This is a genomic window from Desulfurispirillum indicum S5 (assembly GCF_000177635.2).
In the GTDB taxonomy this organism is placed as follows: domain Bacteria; phylum Chrysiogenota; class Chrysiogenetes; order Chrysiogenales; family Chrysiogenaceae; genus Desulfurispirillum; species Desulfurispirillum indicum.
The window spans coordinates 2,754,253-2,772,334 of sequence record NC_014836.1 but is presented as its reverse complement, the minus strand read 5'-3'; the positions used below and the strand labels follow the sequence as shown (position 1 = coordinate 2,772,334).

Genomic DNA, 18,082 nt, shown 5'->3' with positions numbered 1-18,082 from the left:
ATTCCGGATTCCCGTCAGTTCTGGCTGACGGGAATCCGGAGGCTTACCACCGCGCCGGTTTCTCCATTTTCCAGGCAGATGGAGCCGCCCATATGCTCCTCAATGATAATCTTTGCGACATACAGACCGATGCCGCTTCCATCCTCATCCTGTCTGGCGCTGACAAAGCGTTCGAAAACACGGGGCAGTATCTCGGCGCTGACGCCGCCGCCGTTATCGGTGATGGTCATTTCCAGCATCTCATCAGGGTGCCGGCAGGTAATCCGGATCACTCCATCAAACCTGCCCGCCTTGGCGCCATCGGCCTCAATGCGTTTGCGTCGCAGAGCCGTGATGGCATCCCGGCTGTTGACCACGATATTCAGGACAGCCTGCTGAAACTCATTCATGCGGCCCCACACATTGAGTCCCTCCACGTCGCATTGCAGGTCAAAGTGGATATGGTGTTTGCGGAATTCCACCTGCAGCAGCTCCATGACCTGATTCACCGCCTGGCAGACGTTGAAACGGGTGGCTTGCGCCTGGGGATGAAAGAAGTTGCGGAAATTGGTGATGGTGCGGTTCATAAAGTCCAGCTGGCCCAGGATGGACTGCAGCGACTGGCTGGCCGCGGCGGTGCGGGGATTGTCCAGCTCCGCGACCTGCTCCTGCAGCATCTGCACCTGCCAGTTGATGGTGTTCAAGGGCTGCTTCCACTGGTGGGCAATGACACCCGTCATCTCTCCCAGCGCCGCCAGTCGGGACTGCTGAACCAGCATATGGCGCTGCTCCGTGTGGCGCTGTTCCAGCTCACGCTGATAGGCTTCCAGGGCGGTAATATCAAAGAGGGTGACAATAATCTCCTCTGTGGAGTCGGCAAAGGGGCAGAGGCGGGCCAGGAAAACCCGTGGCTGTCCGTCCTTCTCCGCCAGGTGCAAACGCACTTCGGCAATATCTTTCTGACGAAACGGGATTAAAAAGTCGCCCCAGCTCTGTCCCGGCTCCAGCGCTCCCCCCTTTTCAAACAGATCCCGCAGCCACTGCACCGAAGTCCCCAGTGCTTCCAGGGAGTCGCTCCCCATGAAATCCAGCAGACTGCGATTGGCGCTCAGCACCGTGGAACTGTCGGCCAGGGCAACCAGGGAAGGTTGGGAGTCGAGAATCTGATGGATCTGGCGGCGCCTGTGAGCAGCCTCGGCTTCCGCCGCTTCGGCCCTGGCCTGATTGGCAAAGACCCGCCACAGGTAGAGCACCCCCAGCAAAGCCAGCACCGTAACCACAAAGCCCGGCCCTTCCACCAGGGTCTGCACCAGCCAGGGCTCGTCAATGCCGTAGGTGCTGCTCAGGAGTGTGAACATCTGGCGCAAGGCCATCAGGAAGAACATGAGAGCCAGGGGCAGGATGCGCCAGTCGCGCCAGCGAAGATAGATAGCCACCGCGATCAGGCAGGCCATCAGACGAATGACAGAGGAGCTGAGCAGAAATGGGCAGGGGTCCATCATCACCCAGGCCATGGAGCCTGTTCCTGCCAGCAGTGCCATGCCAGCCACCAGAAGCACCAGAGTCTGGCGTGTTGACAGCGCTTTGGTCATGACGTTCCTCCGTTATCGCAAAAGCGGTAACCCGTCCCCGAAACATTCAGGATGCAGGATCGCCCCACCTTGCGCCGCAACTCCCGAACGACACTTTTCAGCGCGTCGTGGGTCATGTCGCGGTCACACCATACCCGGTTCTCGATTTCCGCGTATTCCACCACCCGGTGGCTGTTGGTAATCAGCAGATGCAGAAGCTGCCGCTCCAGGGGTGTCAGGTCGATAATCGTGCCCTGAAGGGACAGGCAGCGGGTGGCGGGATCATACTGCCAGCCATCGCCAAAACCGATGGCCTTCCCCAGCTCACCGGCAATTTCGCGGGCAACCTTCTCCAGGGCCGTATCCAGGTCATTTTTGAATATGGGTTTCACCAGATAGCGGCTGATGTCAAGCTCCACCGCGTCCAGCAGGTAACGTTGATCCGTGTAGGCGCTGGTGATGATAATGCGGCAGTTTGCATTTTCGCGCCGCAGTTTTTTGATCAGTTCAAGGCCGCTCAGGTAGGGCATATCAATATCCACCACCATCACGGGTGGCTGGTGAATCTGGTACATTTCCAGAGCCTCAATGCCGTTCTGTGCCTCAAGCACCCTCTGAAAGATGGCAGAAAAATACGGCAGAAACATCTGGCGGGTCTGGTCATCGTCCTCGGCAAACAGGAGCAGCTGGCTGCGCAGAACCTCACGGGCGGAAATGCTCATTGGCACAGGGGCATCCTCGATGAAGTACTTCATAACATGCACCCCTGAGCATAATGGAAAACCGGCAGGAAGGAAAAAGCTTTTGAATAACTGAAGTCTTCCCCCCTCCCCCCGAACGCCCGTTTATCCGGCTCATTGCTCGCCTGTTCTGGAGATCCGGCAGCAGGCTGCTCAAAGAGGCCCATCTGCTGCGTTGCAGGGCATCGCTCGTCACTGCGACGTACAGGGAGTACGCCTCACTCCTCTCTTCGCCCGCGCCTTGCACCTGGGCCTCTTTGCGTTGCCTGACCACTGCGTCCCTGCAGTGCTGCCGGACCACCTGCTTCCTGCAGGTGTCCCGTTCGGGTCTTACCAGCCAGGCGTCGCACTCACCGGACGGGCTCAGGGGGGAACGGCTTTCCTCTGCCTCTCCCCCGTGTGCTGGCCCAGCCAGGACGCGCCGACTGGAACGCTATGGACCCACAGGGTTGACGCCACGAGGGCGGCAACCGCAAACCAAAAGCCACGGAGGGCGGTTGTTTGCGGTCCACAGTTCCAGGCAAGCGGATGGCTGATAAGGACAGCACTGGGGGTCGCTTTTGCGCCACTTTTGGCGAGTCAAAAGTGGCAAAAGAAACTCATAAACAAGGTGAGGGTAATGTTAAGCAATGCCGTCTGTGCAGAATCATTCTGCCATTCCAGCATGGCATAGGCTGGGAACTATACTATACCCTGCTCACTCGTACCGGGATGGCCTGGCGAGCGTTGGAGCCCACCACGATATCGGCCAGGGTTGCCACGCCGTCACGGCTCTGGTCGGTCAGGCCAAGCTTGTTGATATTCAGGCCACTCTTGCGGTTGATGCGTCCCTTGAGGGTCTGTCCGCCAACTGTCAGGGTGATGGCGCCTTCTCCCTCCCTGCCGGCTCCGTGTTCAATGGCCACGGCTTCGGGATGCACTCCCTGGCGCAGGCGCAACAGACCACGGATAGCGGCAGCGGGAGATTGCACTTCAACCTCGTCGCCGTGCTGCAGGCCAAGTTTTCTGGCGGTGGCGGGGTTGAGATCCACATAGGTGGTGTACCGCAGCTGAGTGATGGCGTCGCTGGCGGCCACTGCCTGGGAGAGTACGCTGGACTTATAGCTGAAGGCGCGCAGCGAAAACTTCTGTGGGTCGAAGCTGCTGCTCAGGGGGGTGCCATCGGTATAGCTCTGGGGGAAGTAGCGGGGGACGCCGCTGAATTTTTCTCCCGTGAGGCTGTTGCGGTGGTTGCCCACCTGTTCGCTATAGACACTGATGGGCTGTTTGTAGGTCTGGCCGAGCACGGCTCCGTTATAGGCGCGCTCCTTGCCGTCGTAGCGCCCGCCCCGCGCCATGCAGTAGGCCACCTTGCGCCAGTTCTCGCCGTTGACGCGCTTCAGGGTGTCAACATACCCCTCGAGCCCTGCCAGCCTGATTTCCTCGTCACTGATGTCAGGCACAGGTTGCCCATCCAGGGCCACGTTTTCGAAAGCGCGCAGGTAGAAGTCTTCTGGACGATCCATGGCGTACTTCTTCCCATCGGTGCCATTGATGGCGCCTGGACCAAAGCCCGGCAGTCCCATGTACTTGCCAAGCTCAATCACAAAACTGTCCATGGTGATGGGTTCGCCATTGGCAAAGCGCTCCTGGGGCGCGGGGAGCACCGGGTAGCGGAAGTTGTTGGCGCGGGTCAGGTAACCATTCCAGGGGCGCACGACCCCCCAGGTTTCATAGAGCACCGCGTCGGGAATAATATAGTCGGCATAGCGGCTCGATTCATTGATAAAGGGATCAATGGCGATGATCAGGGGAATGCTGCGCTGGGGATCTTTCAGGTCGTCCAGCAGGTGCTCAATACCCGACTGGCCATAGATGAAGTTGGCATTCCAGCTGATGAGGGCCTTGAGCTTGTAGGGGTACTCCTTGATGCTGGAGACGATCACCTCCGACTCCAGGGCACGGGCAAAGGGATACCAGGTATCCCGCGCCGGATAGGGGTTCTGACCCGCAGCCACGCGATCGCGGTACTCCTTGGTGTTTTCGTAGGCACGACGGGCGCGGTCGGCGCGGTAGCCGCGAGGCTGCACCTTGCCGGCATAGCCGACCAGGTTGTAGGCCGCGCCATTGAAATCGCGGAACTTGCCGCCGCCCACACTCATGCCACCACGGTAGTTGAGGTTTCCGATGAGCGCGCCCAGCATCATGATGGCGTAGGTGGTGTAGTAACCAGTGGTGTGCATGGTGCCACCGTGGCAGTCGATGGCCGCTTTGCGACCATGGCTGGTGAATTCGCGGGCCAGGTCGATAATATCGTTCACCGGCACACCGCAGAAGCGCGAATACTCTTCCAGAGTATGCTCCTGGGCCGCTTCCTTCATGAGAGTGAAGGCGCTTTTCACCTGATAGCGGTGGCCCTGCCACTGCACTTCGCCGTCAACTTCCAGGCGGGCCTGCAGAACTTCGGAAGCCTTTTTGAGAGCCCCATCGCGTTCATCTATCACCAGGGCATCATCGCCGTCTTTCAGAATATGCCCCTGGCGCTCACCACTCTGTACCACAAGGTGGGAGGCATTGGTAAAGCTTGGTTCCCCTGCCGCCTGCATGGCCTGCTGGGAGGGAATGCCGAGGTAGTGGGCGTTGTGGCGATCGTTCTCCACAATCCAGCGAATCATCCCCATGACCAGGGCCAGATCCTCGCCGGGCTTGATGGGCAGCCACCGTGAGCGCTCACCGCAGGCAATGCTGTCGCAGTTGGTGAGCATGGGCCCCACCACCACATACTTCAGATTCTTGTCGCTGCGGGCGCGGGCCAGAAGCTTGGCCTGGCGCTTGAACGGATTGCCTGCCTGGGCAGGCGACGTGCCGATAGTCAGCAGAAATTCGCACTCTTCAAAATCGGGCTTCAGGTGGGGATCAGCCCCCAGTCCGGAAAGAAAAGCCGCCTCGCCGGCGCGCATGGACAGACCGCAGATGGAAGTGTGCCCAAAGAAGTTTGGAGTGCCGAAGGACTGGGCAAAGCGCTGAACGATAAAGGCCTGACGCCCCTCATCGCCGGTACCGAAAATGGCCAGCTGGTTTGCTTTGGGCCCCATCTCCGGATTTCCCGCGTCGATGGGCGTTTCGATATCGCGAAGAGCGCGCAGGCCATCCACATGCCCTTCGCCAAAGAGGTCTCCCCCCTCCACGATTTCCCGCATCAGCTGTTCGACGCTGATGGGCTCCCACTTGTCTTCTCCGCGCTTGCCCACCCGCTTGAGAGGGCGCAGTACCCGGAAGGGGTCATTGAGCTTGTCAAAGACCATATTGCCCCGCGCGCAGGCAGTGGAGCGGTTGGCATTCCCCTGCTCCTGAAAGCCGGAAGTGCGGGTGAAGCTCTCGCCAAGGGGCGTCTGGTAGGGCAGCCATGGATCGCTGGAAAGCAGGTTGTAGGGGTTGCCGCTGACGCGCACCACCTGATTGGTCTCGCGGTCTATTTTCACCCGCACGCCACAGTGGGTCGTACAGCCATTACACACCGAAGCAGCCACACGATAGCGGGGGTTGGGCTGCGCCTTGCCGTCGCTGTCTATGGTGAATTCCGGCTCTTCCGCCTGACCATAGACCGGGTCGGCCATGCGCTCGCCCTTGTCGCCAAGGGTCACCACGGAACTGAGGGTTTCGCTGTAGCCGGCCACCGCGCCCAGGCCCGCCACCGCGGCAGTGCCCAGCAGAAATTGACGTCTATTTTTCTCCATGACTTCCTCCTTTATAGTGTACCGCCATCTCCTTGTCCCAGGGGAAGAGCACCATCACCAGGGCGAGCAGGGCGATAAAAACACCCCAGTTGGCCATGACGGCAGTTATGCTGCCCTGGCCGAACCAGTGGGGGCTGTACTCCAGAAAACCCGTGGCCGTGCGGCCAATGGTCTGGCCACCGATAACCGTATTCCAGCGAAAGAGCCACACGCCGACAGCGGCGATGAGGCCGGCGGCAAAGACCCAGCCCGTGCGCCTTGCCAGGGGGCTGAAGGCGATGGCCAGGGGGACGAACAGGCAGAGCAGGTATTCGATGTACACGACATCGAAGAAGTGATGCTGGAAGAAGGCCTGCAGCACAAAGCGCTCCTCACCGGCAAAGGGCATGGCGAAGGTGAGCCAGAAAAAGCGGATCACCAGGTCGATGATGATAAACCAGCCCAGCAGACGCGCCAGCTCGCGCATCATGTCGCCATCGACGCGGCCCATGGGGGTGAAGAATTTCTGCACCAGAGGCAGCAGAATGATGAGCAGACCAGTGCCGGAAACCATGGCCGAGGCCAGGAAGAGAATGGGCATGAGGGGAGTGCTCCACAGCGGGTTGGCGTGCACCACACCCAGGATGTAGCCCGTGTAACCGTGGACGCTGAGGGCCAGAGGGATACCGATGATACCCAGAATGAGGCCGCGTCTTTCATCGCGGGCCAGGGACGCTTCATCGGTGCGCATATTCCCCAGGGCCATCATGCGGAACCAGCGACCGGCAAAGGCGCTGCGGGCCGACTCGGCCTGGCGGACAAAGAAGGGACGGTAGAGCACCAGAGCCTCGAAGAGAATCAGCAGCGGATACGCCAGCAACAGCAGCACCCCCCACTTCATGGGCGAAGTGAGGAAATTCTCCCAGCCGTAGGCGAAGAAGTTGAGGATACGGCCCGGCTGGCGCAGGTCGTCGATGAGGTTGAAGGGCGCCGCCGCCAGCAGCACAAACGCCAGCAGCAGGGAGAATCCCGCAATGGGCTTGTATTTGCGCATGCCGAAAACATGGGCAAAGCTGGAGATGATAAAGGCCGCCGCGCTGCTGCCCGTAAACCAGAAGTAGTTGGGAACATCCAGCCCCCAGGGGCGATTGGGAGTGATGGACGCTATGGTGGTCAGCGATTGCAGAAAATCCATGGTTCACCTCACTTGTACGTCGTCTGCCACTCACGACGGGGCAATCCGTCGCGCTGGCGGGCCAGGTCATCGAGATTCAGCGTACCCACGGGAGCATTCTGCACCGATCCATCCAGGCCGATGTAGTACACCTGGGGGCGATTGCCCTGGGAAGGTTTGAGGACGGAGACAGAGTAGGCACCCAGCAGACGGGAAATCTCGGAATTCTTGTCATTGAGATCGCCACTGATGCGGGCTCCCCCGACACAGCTCTCCACGCAGGCAGGCAGCAGACCCTTGTCCATGCGGTGGGCGCACAGGGTGCACTTGTCGACGGTTTTGGCAGCGGGATGAAAGTAGCGCTTGTCATAGGGACAGGCATTGATGCAGTATCCGCATCCCCAGCACACCTTGTCGTCCACCATGACGACCCCGTCCTCGCGGGAAAAAGTGGCACCGGTAGGGCAGACCCTGACACAGGAAGGCTCAGCGCAGTGATTGCACAGCTGGGGTAAAAAGACCTTGTGTACCGCCGGGTACTCGCCACGCTCGTACTCGGAAACCCAGGTACGAAAATGGCCTTTGGGGGTTTTGTTTTCGACCTTGCAGGCACCGCTGCACGCCTGGCAGCCCACGCATTTGCGCAGGTCGATGACCATGCCGAAACGCTTCCCCGTCTGCCCCACGTAGCGCGGGTCCTCCTGGTCACGACCGGGATTGCGCAGGGAGATGGCCTGGGCCTGAGCCGCCGCTCCGGCCGCCAGTGTCCAGGCACCCAATCCTTTGACGAAATGACGCCGTTTGAGTTTGTGTTCACCCATGGGATGACCTCCATTACAGGTTAATGAAGATCAGGGTAAGAAAAAAAAGTGTGGAAAAAGGGGGGGGCGGGAGAAATATTTCACAGACTCATGGCTGAGCCTGTGCGCGCCTCCCTTGGAAAGAGGGTGCAACGCTGCCAGCCACCGCTGCCCGCGCGCTCCATGCCGTGAATTTCATGGCGTGTCCTTTTGCTGGAGTGCGGCAAGGTATTTTCGTCCTTTGTCCGTCAGGCGATACTGCTGCAGACGGCTGTTGGGTTTATCAGGAAGCGTCATTGCAATCAATCCGACTGCCAGAGCGGGCCTGAGATACCGCTCGCGGAAAGACTTGCGATCATGCAATTCCAGCGCTGCCTGCAGCGCTTCACGGCCCATTTCTCCTTTGAGTGCGCGCAGAAGCTCCCTGACTTGGGGGGTGACTTGGGGGGTGACTTGGGGGGTGATCCCTTGCAAGGCGCTGATAATCATGCGCAGCATGAATTCAATAAAGGGAGCCGAGTCTGTTTGACGCGTACTTTCCTGCAGCGCCGTGTAGTACTCGGACTGGTGGGCATGGACCAGGTTTTCCACGGGAACATCCGCAAAGAGCGGGTTCCAGCGAAAAAGTATGAGCGTTTGCCACAGCCGACCCATGCGGCCATTGCCATCGGCAAAGGGGTGAATAAACTCGAACTCGTAGTGGAAGACACTGCTGGCAATCAGGGGGTGAACATCGGTATTCGCAAGCCATTGCAGCAGCTCTGACATCAGAATAGGTACGCGACCGGCGGGTGGAGCCATATGGATTACCTCACCATCAGCCATCACCCCAACACCACTGCGGCGGTACATCCCCACTTCATCAATCAGCCCGGCCATTAACCTGTCATGGGCAGCCAGCAGATCACTCTCCGAATGGGCAGACCAGCTTTCCAGGCAGTCATAGGCCGCCAAAGCATTGCGCGCCTCCTGAACATCCTTCGGCGGTGCCACAACGTGCTTGCCATCCAGAATCGCGGTTATCTGCTCTTCACTGAGCGTATTGCCTTCAATGGCCAGCGACCCCTGAATGGTGCGAATGCGATTGATGCGCCGAAGGCGCAGGGCGCTCTCGTGATCCAACCGGGCGTCCAGGCCCCCAATCAGCTCACTGATGCGGGCCACGAGGTTCAGTATGGATGGAGTTATGGTGAATGGGGGGTGGTATTTCTTGTCCATAACGTATTGACTCCGCCCACACATCAGGCGCTATGTGATGTATTCAAGCAAAGTCGCGCGGATTTTCCAGATGCGCCGGTGTATTCTGCCACAGCTTCCCTCACTCCCCCGCCAGCTTCCCGTACAGCTCCCGGTACTGGCGCGCCGGTTTGTCCCAGCTGAAGTCCCGTTTCATGGCGCGCTGGCGCATGGCTTCAATGTGCTGGGGGCGGTCGTACCAGGTGCTGATGGCCCAGCCAATGGTGTTGTAGAGGGCGCTGATGGTCATGTCGTGGAACTTGAAGCCGGTGCCTTTGCCGGTGAGTTCATCGTAATTTTCCACCGTGTCTTCCAGTCCGCCAGTGGCGCGCACCACGGGCAGGGTGCCATAGGCCAGGCTGTACATCTGATTCAGTCCGCAGGGCTCGTAACGTGAGGGCATGAGGAAGAAGTCGGCCCCGGCTTCCACCAGGTGAGCCAGCTCTTCGCTGTAGCCTATGTAGGAGCCGATGCGGCCGGGATAGTGTTGGGGCAGTTCGCCGAAGAATCGTTCATACTCCTGCTCCCCACTGCCAACCACGACCATCTGGCAATGCATGTTGACTACGGCGGCTTCGATGGCCCCCTGCAGCAGATCCAGCCCCTTCTGATGGGCAAAGCGGCCCACGAAACCAAACAGCGGCAGGTCATGGCGCTTTTCCAGGCCCATGCGCTCCTGCAGAGCGGCTTTGTTGTCCCGTTTGAAGTGCAGGCTGCGCACGTTGTAGCGCTTGGGAATATGAGGATCGGTGGCGGGGCACCAGGCGCTGTAGTCCACGCCGTTGAGGATGCCCACCAGATTGTCCCCCTTGGCGCGCAGCACGTCGTGCAGGCCCCCGGAGCCAATGGGTCCGCAGATTTCGTGACGGTACGTGGGGCTGACAGTGGTGACGGCGTCGGCGAAGACGATACCGCCCTTGAGGAAGTTCATGGCGCCGAAGGACTCAAAGGTTCCGGCGTGAAAATGCTGACGGTTGATGCGGGCGTAGGTCAGTACATCTGGTGTAAAGATGCCCTGATAGCCTATATTGTGGATGGTCAGCAGGGTTTTGGTATGCTGGAAAAAGGGATCGTGGTCCAGTTTGAGAAAGGCGGGAATCAGACTGGTCTGCCAGTCGTTGCAGTGAATAATCCCGGGCGAAAAGCACAGATCATGGGCCACCTGCAGCGCGGCGCGGCTGAAAAAGGCAAAGCGCCGGGGATTGTCCTGATACTCCCCTTCGCGGGTGTGGTAGAGCTCCGCGCGGCCAAAGTACTTCTCGCACTCCACAAAGTAGATATCCACACCATCGCGTTTGGTGTGGTGCAGGGCAAACCACTCCTCACGGTCGCCCATGTGCACGCACAGTGAAGGCAGGCAGGGCTGAATATTATAGCGCTGACGGTCGATTTTTCCGTAGAGGGGAAGAATGATACGTATATCCACACCCCGCTTTTTCAGGGCGCGGGGCAGGGCAGAGCTGACATCGGCCAGACCGCCGGATTTGACAAAGGGCTCAACTTCGCTGGAGACAAAAAGAACGCGCAGGTCTTCCATACTCTTTCTCCTTACGGTTATCGCTCAAATCATACACCCTTACACAAAGCTCTTAAAGGTACCAGGAGCGGCAGTCAAGGAAAAAGGACATGTTTTGTGGCCCGATCGCTGCGCTCACTCAAGACGCAAGGGAAAGGCTGAGAAAGCCTCTGTTTTTTCTCAGCGCCCTCAGCGGTTCCGCGAGTGACAGAAAGACTTGCCTTCAAAATCCCCTGAACCTATACTCGCACCATGGGTGACGAAAAAATCAACAATCCACACGATACCTTTGTACAGGCAATACTGGAGCACGAGAATGTGGCGCTGGATCTACTGCAACACGAGATGCCAGCACACATTGCTGAAGCGTTGGATTTTTCCACCCTGCAGCGGCTGGAGACCACATACGTCAGTGATGATCTGAGAAAAACCTATAGCGACCGGGTATTTCTGGCAAATTTCAAAAACAGCGACAAGCAGGCCTATATCTACATGCTGCTTGAGCACAAAAGTTATTCCGACGACTGGTGCAGCCTGCAACTGCTCAAGTACATGAGCGCCCAGTGGCAAAAGTACCTCCGGGAGAATCCCCAGGCAACGAGACTGCCGCCCATCATACCCCTGGTGCTGTATCATGGCGAGGGGCAGTGGCGCCGCAAAGAGATTGTGGATCTGCTGGATGTGAATGATCCCGAGTCCATGGCTCCCTACACCCCGGTCTTCGATTATGTACTGTGGGATGTATCCCGGATGGATCAGCAAAGGCAGGTATATCGGCCCGATACAAGCGCGTTTTTGATGATCCTGCACCATGGACGCAAGCAAAGCCTCATGGAAGTCTTGCCCACCATTATGGTGCTCATTGACAAAGCCGCCTATGACAAGCCTACAACCCTGGAATTGATTTACCAGTTTTTGACCTACGCCATAAATGTGAACAACGACTTGGATGAACAAACGATACAACGCTCACTGGACAAAGTACATGAGCACAAGGAGGTTGTCATGACCACAATCACGAAAGAATGGGAGGCCAGAGGAGAAGCCAGAGGAGAAGCCAGAGGGATACTCAAAGGAAGATCCGAACTCCTGTACGCTCTGATAGAGCGCCGATTTGGTTCCGTGCCGCCAGAAGTACATGATCGCATCACCCACGCAACCGAAGAAGAACTCTCCCGTTATGCCATAAACGTACTTGATGCAGGCTCAGCCCACGAAGTGGTGGAGATACGCTGAAGCCCCTTGCTGCTGGGGGTTGGGACTCGGGGCTCGGGGAATAGCCTTTCCGCGAGCAAGCGCGAAAGAATAGTTTCGTAAACGCTTTCCAGTAGTCCAGGCCCAGGCCTTGGTGTAAGTCGATTGCGGTGGAAATAATTATATCGCCCAGCTGATTTTCATGCATTTGACCTGCTCTTCGGCATTCTCTTTCCCTGCGTTCTTTGCGGCTCTGCGAGAAAATGGCTGTTCTGCTTGAGTGATCCCATTTGTGTTTATTCGCTTTCATTTGCGGTGAGGAGTTTCCCTTTGCCGCTTCTCTGCGGCCCTGCGGGAGAGTGTTCTTCCTGTTTCTGGCCGCTCTCTATCCCTTGGGCAGACTTTCGCCGCTTTCCCCAAGTACCGTCGGCACCAGTTTTGCCAGGTTTTCCGGCAGATGCTGGTCCCGTTTCAGGATGTGGTCAATCCGGATGGCGGGTGGCACGTGTTTTTCGCTGCTGGTTACGAGGATGACGGGAATCTGGCTGTTGCGGCTGGCGCTCAGGCGCAGGGCTGCGATGACGGCGTGGGCGTTCAGCTCCCGCAGTTCGCCTCCCAGGATGGCCAGGTGAAAAGCGCTGTGGGCAAGTCTTTCCAGGGCCGCAACGCCGCTGTCCACGGTGGTTATCTGCAGGTTCAGGGGTGCCAGGATTTTGTGGAACTGGCTGCACATCAGGCGTGACGATTCGGCAATCAGGATGGAGCGTCGCTGGCCCAGGTTGCGCGCGTGCAGGGCTTCCAGCTGCTGTTCGCACTGGCTGTAGTCGGGTTTTTCCTGGCGGGCGCACCGGACGATGCACGACAGGATGTCCAGGTATTTCAGACCAACATCGGTAAAGGTTTCGCTGTCTGTTTTCGTGCTTTCCTGCAGAAAACTCTCCCATTGATGGCAGGCGGTGCTCATGGGAGTTATGCCGTGGGTGCCGCCGGACCCTTTGAGGCTGTGAACGTGACGAAAGAGCTCTTCGTGCAGCCGGGTGTCGTGGGGGGCTTTCTCCATATCCAGCAGCAGGTTCTCCATGCGAACCAGCCTCTCGGGAACTTCTTCCAGAAAAGCCTGTTTCAGTTGTCTGAGCATGGCCTGGAATTGCTCCATTCCCTCCATCAGGGAGCCTCCGTGCTTTCCACCGGGGCCATGCAGACCCGGTTGCGCCCGGTGTGCTTGGCGTGGTAGAGGGCTTCGTCTGCGGCCACCAGCAGGGTTTCGCTGTCATCGTAATGGCTGGAAGCGGCAATTCCGGCGCTGAGGGTGACGTGAAATTCGCGACCGCCTGAAACAAAGGAAACCTGGCCGAAGCGCTGGCGGATATCGTCCACAATCTTCCAGGCGGCATCCCGGTCGCAGTCGGGCAGGATGGCGGCAAACTCCTCGCCACCATAGCGTCCCACGGTGTCTGACTGGCGCGCCCGCTGCTGCAGCAGGTGTGCCAGGGTTTTGATGACCCGGTCACCCACGCCATGGCCATAGGTGTCGTTGACGGTTTTGAATTTGTCCATATCCAGCATGGCTACGCTCAGGGGTTTGCCACTGCGCTTGGCGCGGGCCAGCTCAATCACCAGCTGCTCCTTGATGCGGGAGTGGTTAAAGAGGCCTGTCAGGCTGTCGCGGGCCATCAGTTCGCTGAGCATGCGCGCCCGTGCCACGCGCACGGTAACGGCAGCCACCAGCTGCTCGTTGGAGAGGGGTTTGACCAGGAAGTCGTCCCCGGCAAAGCCCACGGCGTTCATCTGCTTTTTCAGATCGGTTTCGGCGGAGACATACACGATAGGCGTGTGGAGCCAGTCGTCCTGCAGGCGCAGCAGGCGGGCCAGTTCCATGCCGCTGTAGCCGGGCATATTCAGATCCATCAGGATAATCTCGGGCCGCTGCTGCTGCACCGTGGTCAGAATGTGGGAGGGCTCCTCCAGCAGGTACACCTCCATGCCCGCCCCCTGCAGGGTCAGTTTGAAGTGCTCGGCCAGCTCCAGGTCGTCGTCCACAATCAGCACCCGGTAGGGCTTGTCGTTGCGGGTGCGCAGCAGCTGGTAGAGACGATCCACCAATTTGGGAATATCCACGGGATGGAGGAAGAATCCCTGGCCACCCACCCGTGCCACCTGAATGCGCGTGTCAAAATCGTCCCGCGCGGCGGTGAAGACCATGGGGGTATTGGCAAAGGCCATCAGGGAGCCGGTTCCCTCTTTTTCCAGGGCCTCAACTTCGATGATCACCACCTGTGGGCGTTTCTGACGCAGGGCCAGGCCACCCTGGGTGATGCTGGTAAAGCGGGAGGTGCTGTAGCCGAAGTGGCGCAGGGTAAAGGCCAGCTCCTCTGCGCGCTCCTGGTTACTGTCCACGATGTAGATGGAGGCTTCGTGGTGGCGGGGCACCTCCATGGCAGCTTCCTGCATAGGCTGAAACTGAGTGGTATCCTCTGCGGGGTCGGGGAGTTTGCTGGAAAGACACTGACGCAGATTGACCACCTGCGCGGCAAAGTCATTCCAGTCCGCAGGCAGCTCGGCAGGCAGATTTGCCAGCCAGAGTTGGGTCTGGATTTCCAGCTTGCGCACCTGCTGGCCCAGGGTGGAGAATCCGAAGGTTCCCGCTGATCCGGCCAGCTTGTGCAGTTTCTGATGAAGCAGCTGCAGGGTGGGTGCCATGTCATGGGAGAGGATATTTTCCACCAGCTCACTGAGCGTTTCCAGTTCATTGCTCAGGCGGCTTATATACTGATCCTGCAGCTCCCTGAGCCTGGCGGCAATCTCTTCCTGACTAGCCATTGGTCACCTCCTGCCACAGCGCGCGTATCTGGCCCGCGAGGGCCATGGGGTCAAAGGGTTTGGGAATGACGCCAATGGCACCCAGGGAGGTGTAGTGTGCTACCTCAGCAGGCTGCACCTTGGCGGTCATAAAGATCACGGGTGTCGTGGTAAAGGCAGGTATTCTCCGCAGATTCTGCAGTGTGGTGGGGCCATCCATGCCAGGCATCATCACGTCCAGCAGTATCAACTGGGGCGCAAAGCCGGGAGCTGTTTCCAGAGCTTCCTGCCCCGAAGAGCAGATGCGCACGGTGAAGCCGCCCACCATTTCCAGAGCCACCCTGGCAACTGCCTGAATATCCGGTTCGTCTTCTGCGTACAGGATGCGTTCAAGTGTCATTCCCTCTCTCCTTGCTTGACCGTATTGAGCATTGCAATCAGTTCCTGGACTGATGTGGGGGCCTTCAGCAGAGCCTGATCCACCTGGGAGGCCTGTTCGGAAGTCAGTTCATGGCCGGACAGCACAATGATCTGCGGAATCCTGTTCTGCTGCTTGATCAGTGGCAGCAGATCCCAGCCCGACCCATCGGGCAGGCCGATATCCAGAATCACCACGTCATAGGTATTCTGCTCCAGCTTCTGCCGGGCCTGCTGCTTGGTGGAGGCGGCATGGAAAGTGGCCACTTCCTGGCCCAGCAGGGAAATGATGTGGCGGGTATCCTCGTCATCCTCAATATGCAGCACCAGTGGCTTATTGCCGGAGCCGCCCGTGGCACGGTGTATGCACTCCAGTAACGTCTGCTGATCAATGGGTTTTTGCAGCCAGTCGATGGCGTTGAAGCCACCATTGAGAGCCAGTTGCCCTTCCTCGATATTCCCCGCCACCACCACAATGGGAATATGGGCGGTGGTGGAGTGGGTGCGCAGCTGACGAATAATGGAAATACCGTTGCGGTCGGGCAGGCGCAGATCCAGCGTCATGGCATCATAGGGCACCTGTTCCACCATGGCAACCGCCGCCGCCCCCGTCGTGGCGATGTCGGCATGGTAGCCATGGTGCTGCAGCAGAGTGGCCAGCAAGTGGGCCACGTCGGGATCGTCTTCCACCACCAGGACGCGGGGCCGCCCGTCAGCCACTGCAGGAACAGGAGGCAGGCCGCACAGTTCGTCGCGGTGCACGGCGGGAAGTTCAAAGAAGAACACCGAACCCCTGCCCACTTCCGAGTGGACGCCAATGGTGCCGCCCATGCGCTCCACCAGCTCTTTGGCGATGGCCAGGCCCAGGCCGGTCCCCCCCTTCTGGCGGGTATCCGAGGAGTCCGCCTGGGTAAACTTGGTAAAGAGACGTGCCTGAAGCTCCGGGGAGATTCCCGGCCCCTGGTCGCGCACTTCCACCCGCACCTGATTATTCTGAGCCATGACCGCGATTTCCACCCGTTCAGCGGACGCGGAGAATTTGGCCGCGTTGGAAAGCAGGTTGGAAAGCACCTGCATCAGACGCTGGGCATCGACTCGCACCAGCATGGAATCGTCGCGCTCCACCAGAGCAAAGGTCACATTGAACTGCCTGCCATAGGCCTCATTGGCCTCCATAGCCTGCTCCACAATGGGCATCAGTTCCTGCAGGATCATGTCGAAGCGCATCTTGCCAGCGGCAATTTTCTCCATGTCCAGCAGGTCGTTAATCAGGTATCCCAGGCGCTGACTGTTCTTGTAGGCGATATCCACCAGCTGCCTGGCCTGGGACGGCAGTTCTCCCACGGCACCACCGGCAATCAGCCCCAGGGAGCCATTGATGGAAGTCAGAGGAGTGCGCAGCTCATGGCTGACCGTGGAGACGAACTGGCTCTTCATCAGCTCCACCCGCTTTTGCTCGCTGATGTCCCAGTTGGTGCCGATCACGCGCAGCGGCTCGCCCCCGTCACCATCAGCGCGCAGCACCACCGCGTTGGCTTTTATCCAGCGGATATTCCCATCGGGCAGTACAATGCGGAATTCCGCGCTGAAGAAACTCTCCCCCTGCAGCGCGGAGTGCAGCAACTGGTTTACAGACTCCAGGTCATCGGGGTGCACACGGGATTCCCATATCCGCTGGGCATCTGCCTCTTCGCCGGGAGTAGCGCCATAGAGAGCGAACATCTGCTCATCCCAGGTCATTGTGCCTGCGGACATATCATAATCCCAGATACCGATCCCCACACCGGAAGTCGCCAGAAAAAGGCGCTGCCGCTGTTCGTCGCGGGACAGCAGCAGACGATTGAAGGCCTGCACCAGCTGCCCGATCTCGTCATTTCCGGCTATGGGCAGTGGGGTGAAGGCAGCGCGATTATCCACCATGGCGTCAATGGAGCTGGCCGCCAGCCCAAGGGGAAGCAACAGACGGGCTACCACAGCAGCCAGCAGCGTCCAGGCCGCGATAAGAATCAAAAAAGAGAAGATCAGCACCTGCACCACCAGACGATTTACCGGTGAATGCACAAGATCCTTGGGCAGCGTTTGAATCACCACCCACCCCAGCTGGGGGATGGTGGCGCTGGCAAAAAGCCGGTCGCTGCCATCCAGACCGGGGGCAAAACCCGCCGGCACACCCTCCAGGACGCGATCCATCACAGGGTGAACTCCCGGCTCCGGCAGCGGCCGCATGGCCAGGTTGAAGAGTGAGGAAGTGACGATCAGCTTGTTTGCGGGGTCGAGGATAAAAAAGTTCCCGGAGTGGCTCTGGTGATCATCGCCAATCTTGATCAGGAAGTTGTCCGTCCCCAGAATCGTGACCCCCACGGCAAACCCCACCACCTCGCCCGTGGCCGACAGAAGAGGCACATTGATGAAAAAAGAAGGAACCCCCAGGCTGCGGCTGAGCAGGGGGCGGGTAATGACAGGTTTTTTTGTGGAGCGGGCCAGGCGCATATGCTCCCGGTCGGAAATATCCAGGCCAATGCGCCCGGAAGCGCGGGGATACTCACCCACGCCGATGCCCTGGGCGTTGAAGATGGCGATACCACCGTTGAATTCCATCGTGTCCATCACCAGGTTTTCCAGTACCTGTGTGATCTGCTGCGGGCTTTTCAGGAGCTCGCCATCCAGCAGGCGCGGCGCCAGCCTCTCCAGAGCCCGCTGACGCATCTGCAGCTCGTTTTCAATATGGCTGACAATGCGCTGCGCCTTGGCCTGCTGCTCGTCAATCAGGAGCTGGCCGATACTGCCGGGAAGCGTGATATAGATATACACCACCAAAGCCGTACCAGCCAAAAGGAACCCACCCATGGTGGTCAGCAGGATACGCTGGGTGATCGTGAAGTGCCGCCTCATGCAACCTCCGCAAAACGCATGACTACTTCAAAACGTAAAATTCGGCATAACTCGCTACAGAATACCACT

General features: G+C 58.9%; 12 protein-coding genes. 1 reads left to right on the top strand and 11 read right to left on the bottom strand.

Annotation, left to right across the window (positions count from 1 at the left end; translation table 11 throughout):
• Positions 1 to 14: 14 nt before the first annotated feature.
• From SELIN_RS12890 to glgA, 7 genes are all read right to left on the bottom strand, one after another.
• On the bottom strand, positions 15 to 1,571 hold the full coding sequence (locus tag SELIN_RS12890) for a sensor histidine kinase (protein WP_013507081.1): 1,557 nt from the start codon (positions 1,569 to 1,571) through the stop codon (positions 15 to 17).
• Positions 1,568 to 2,305, bottom strand: a complete 738-nt coding sequence (locus SELIN_RS12885) for a response regulator transcription factor (RefSeq protein WP_013507080.1) — start codon at positions 2,303 to 2,305, stop codon at positions 1,568 to 1,570. Before SELIN_RS12885 ends, SELIN_RS12890 begins: the two co-directional genes overlap by 4 nt.
• A gap of 671 nt (positions 2,306 to 2,976) precedes the next feature.
• Positions 2,977 to 6,006, bottom strand: coding sequence for a molybdopterin-dependent oxidoreductase (locus SELIN_RS12880; RefSeq protein ID WP_013507079.1), 3,030 nt, complete (start codon positions 6,004 to 6,006; stop codon positions 2,977 to 2,979).
• On the bottom strand, positions 5,993 to 7,180 hold the full coding sequence (gene nrfD, locus SELIN_RS12875; RefSeq protein WP_013507078.1) for an NrfD/PsrC family molybdoenzyme membrane anchor subunit: 1,188 nt from the start codon (positions 7,178 to 7,180) through the stop codon (positions 5,993 to 5,995). The genes SELIN_RS12880 and nrfD overlap by 14 nt, the downstream gene beginning before the upstream one ends.
• 8 nt (positions 7,181 to 7,188) lie before the next feature.
• Complete coding sequence (gene dsrO / locus SELIN_RS12870; protein ID WP_013507077.1) at positions 7,189 to 7,980, bottom strand: sulfate reduction electron transfer complex DsrMKJOP subunit DsrO; 792 nt, start codon at positions 7,978 to 7,980, stop codon at positions 7,189 to 7,191.
• A gap of 174 nt (positions 7,981 to 8,154) precedes the next feature.
• Positions 8,155 to 9,177: a Fic family protein gene (locus tag SELIN_RS12865; RefSeq protein WP_013507076.1), complete on the bottom strand. Its 1,023-nt coding sequence runs from the start codon at positions 9,175 to 9,177 to the stop codon at positions 8,155 to 8,157.
• A gap of 100 nt (positions 9,178 to 9,277) precedes the next feature.
• Positions 9,278 to 10,732 carry a glycogen synthase GlgA gene (gene glgA, locus SELIN_RS12860; RefSeq protein ID WP_013507075.1) on the bottom strand — a complete coding sequence of 485 codons (1,455 nt, stop codon included), beginning with the start codon at positions 10,730 to 10,732 and terminating at the stop codon, positions 9,278 to 9,280.
• Between the two features lie 231 nt (positions 10,733 to 10,963).
• Here glgA and SELIN_RS12855 point away from each other — a divergent pair, with 231 nt between their 5' ends.
• A complete protein-coding gene (locus tag SELIN_RS12855) occupies positions 10,964 to 11,947 on the top strand; it encodes an Rpn family recombination-promoting nuclease/putative transposase (RefSeq protein ID WP_013507074.1) in 984 nt (327 codons plus the stop codon).
• Positions 11,948 to 12,290: 343 nt separating this feature from the next.
• Here SELIN_RS12855 and SELIN_RS12850 read toward each other — a convergent pair whose 3' ends face one another.
• Genes SELIN_RS12850 through SELIN_RS14255 form a run of 4 tightly spaced genes read right to left on the bottom strand, consistent with a single transcriptional unit; the run spans position 12,291 to position 18,013 of the window.
• A complete protein-coding gene (locus SELIN_RS12850) occupies positions 12,291 to 13,070 on the bottom strand; it encodes an ATP-binding response regulator (protein WP_013507073.1) in 780 nt (259 codons plus the stop codon).
• Entirely contained in the window at positions 13,070 to 14,725 is a 1,656-nt protein-coding gene (locus SELIN_RS12845; protein WP_013507072.1) for a diguanylate cyclase, read from the bottom strand. The genes SELIN_RS12850 and SELIN_RS12845 overlap by 1 nt, the downstream gene beginning before the upstream one ends.
• Positions 14,718 to 15,104, bottom strand: coding sequence for a response regulator (locus tag SELIN_RS12840; RefSeq protein WP_013507071.1), 387 nt, complete (start codon positions 15,102 to 15,104; stop codon positions 14,718 to 14,720). Before SELIN_RS12840 ends, SELIN_RS12845 begins: the two co-directional genes overlap by 8 nt.
• On the bottom strand, positions 15,101 to 18,013 hold the full coding sequence (locus SELIN_RS14255) for a response regulator (RefSeq protein WP_013507070.1): 2,913 nt from the start codon (positions 18,011 to 18,013) through the stop codon (positions 15,101 to 15,103). The genes SELIN_RS12840 and SELIN_RS14255 overlap by 4 nt, the downstream gene beginning before the upstream one ends.
• Between the last annotated feature and the right edge of the window lie 69 nt (positions 18,014 to 18,082).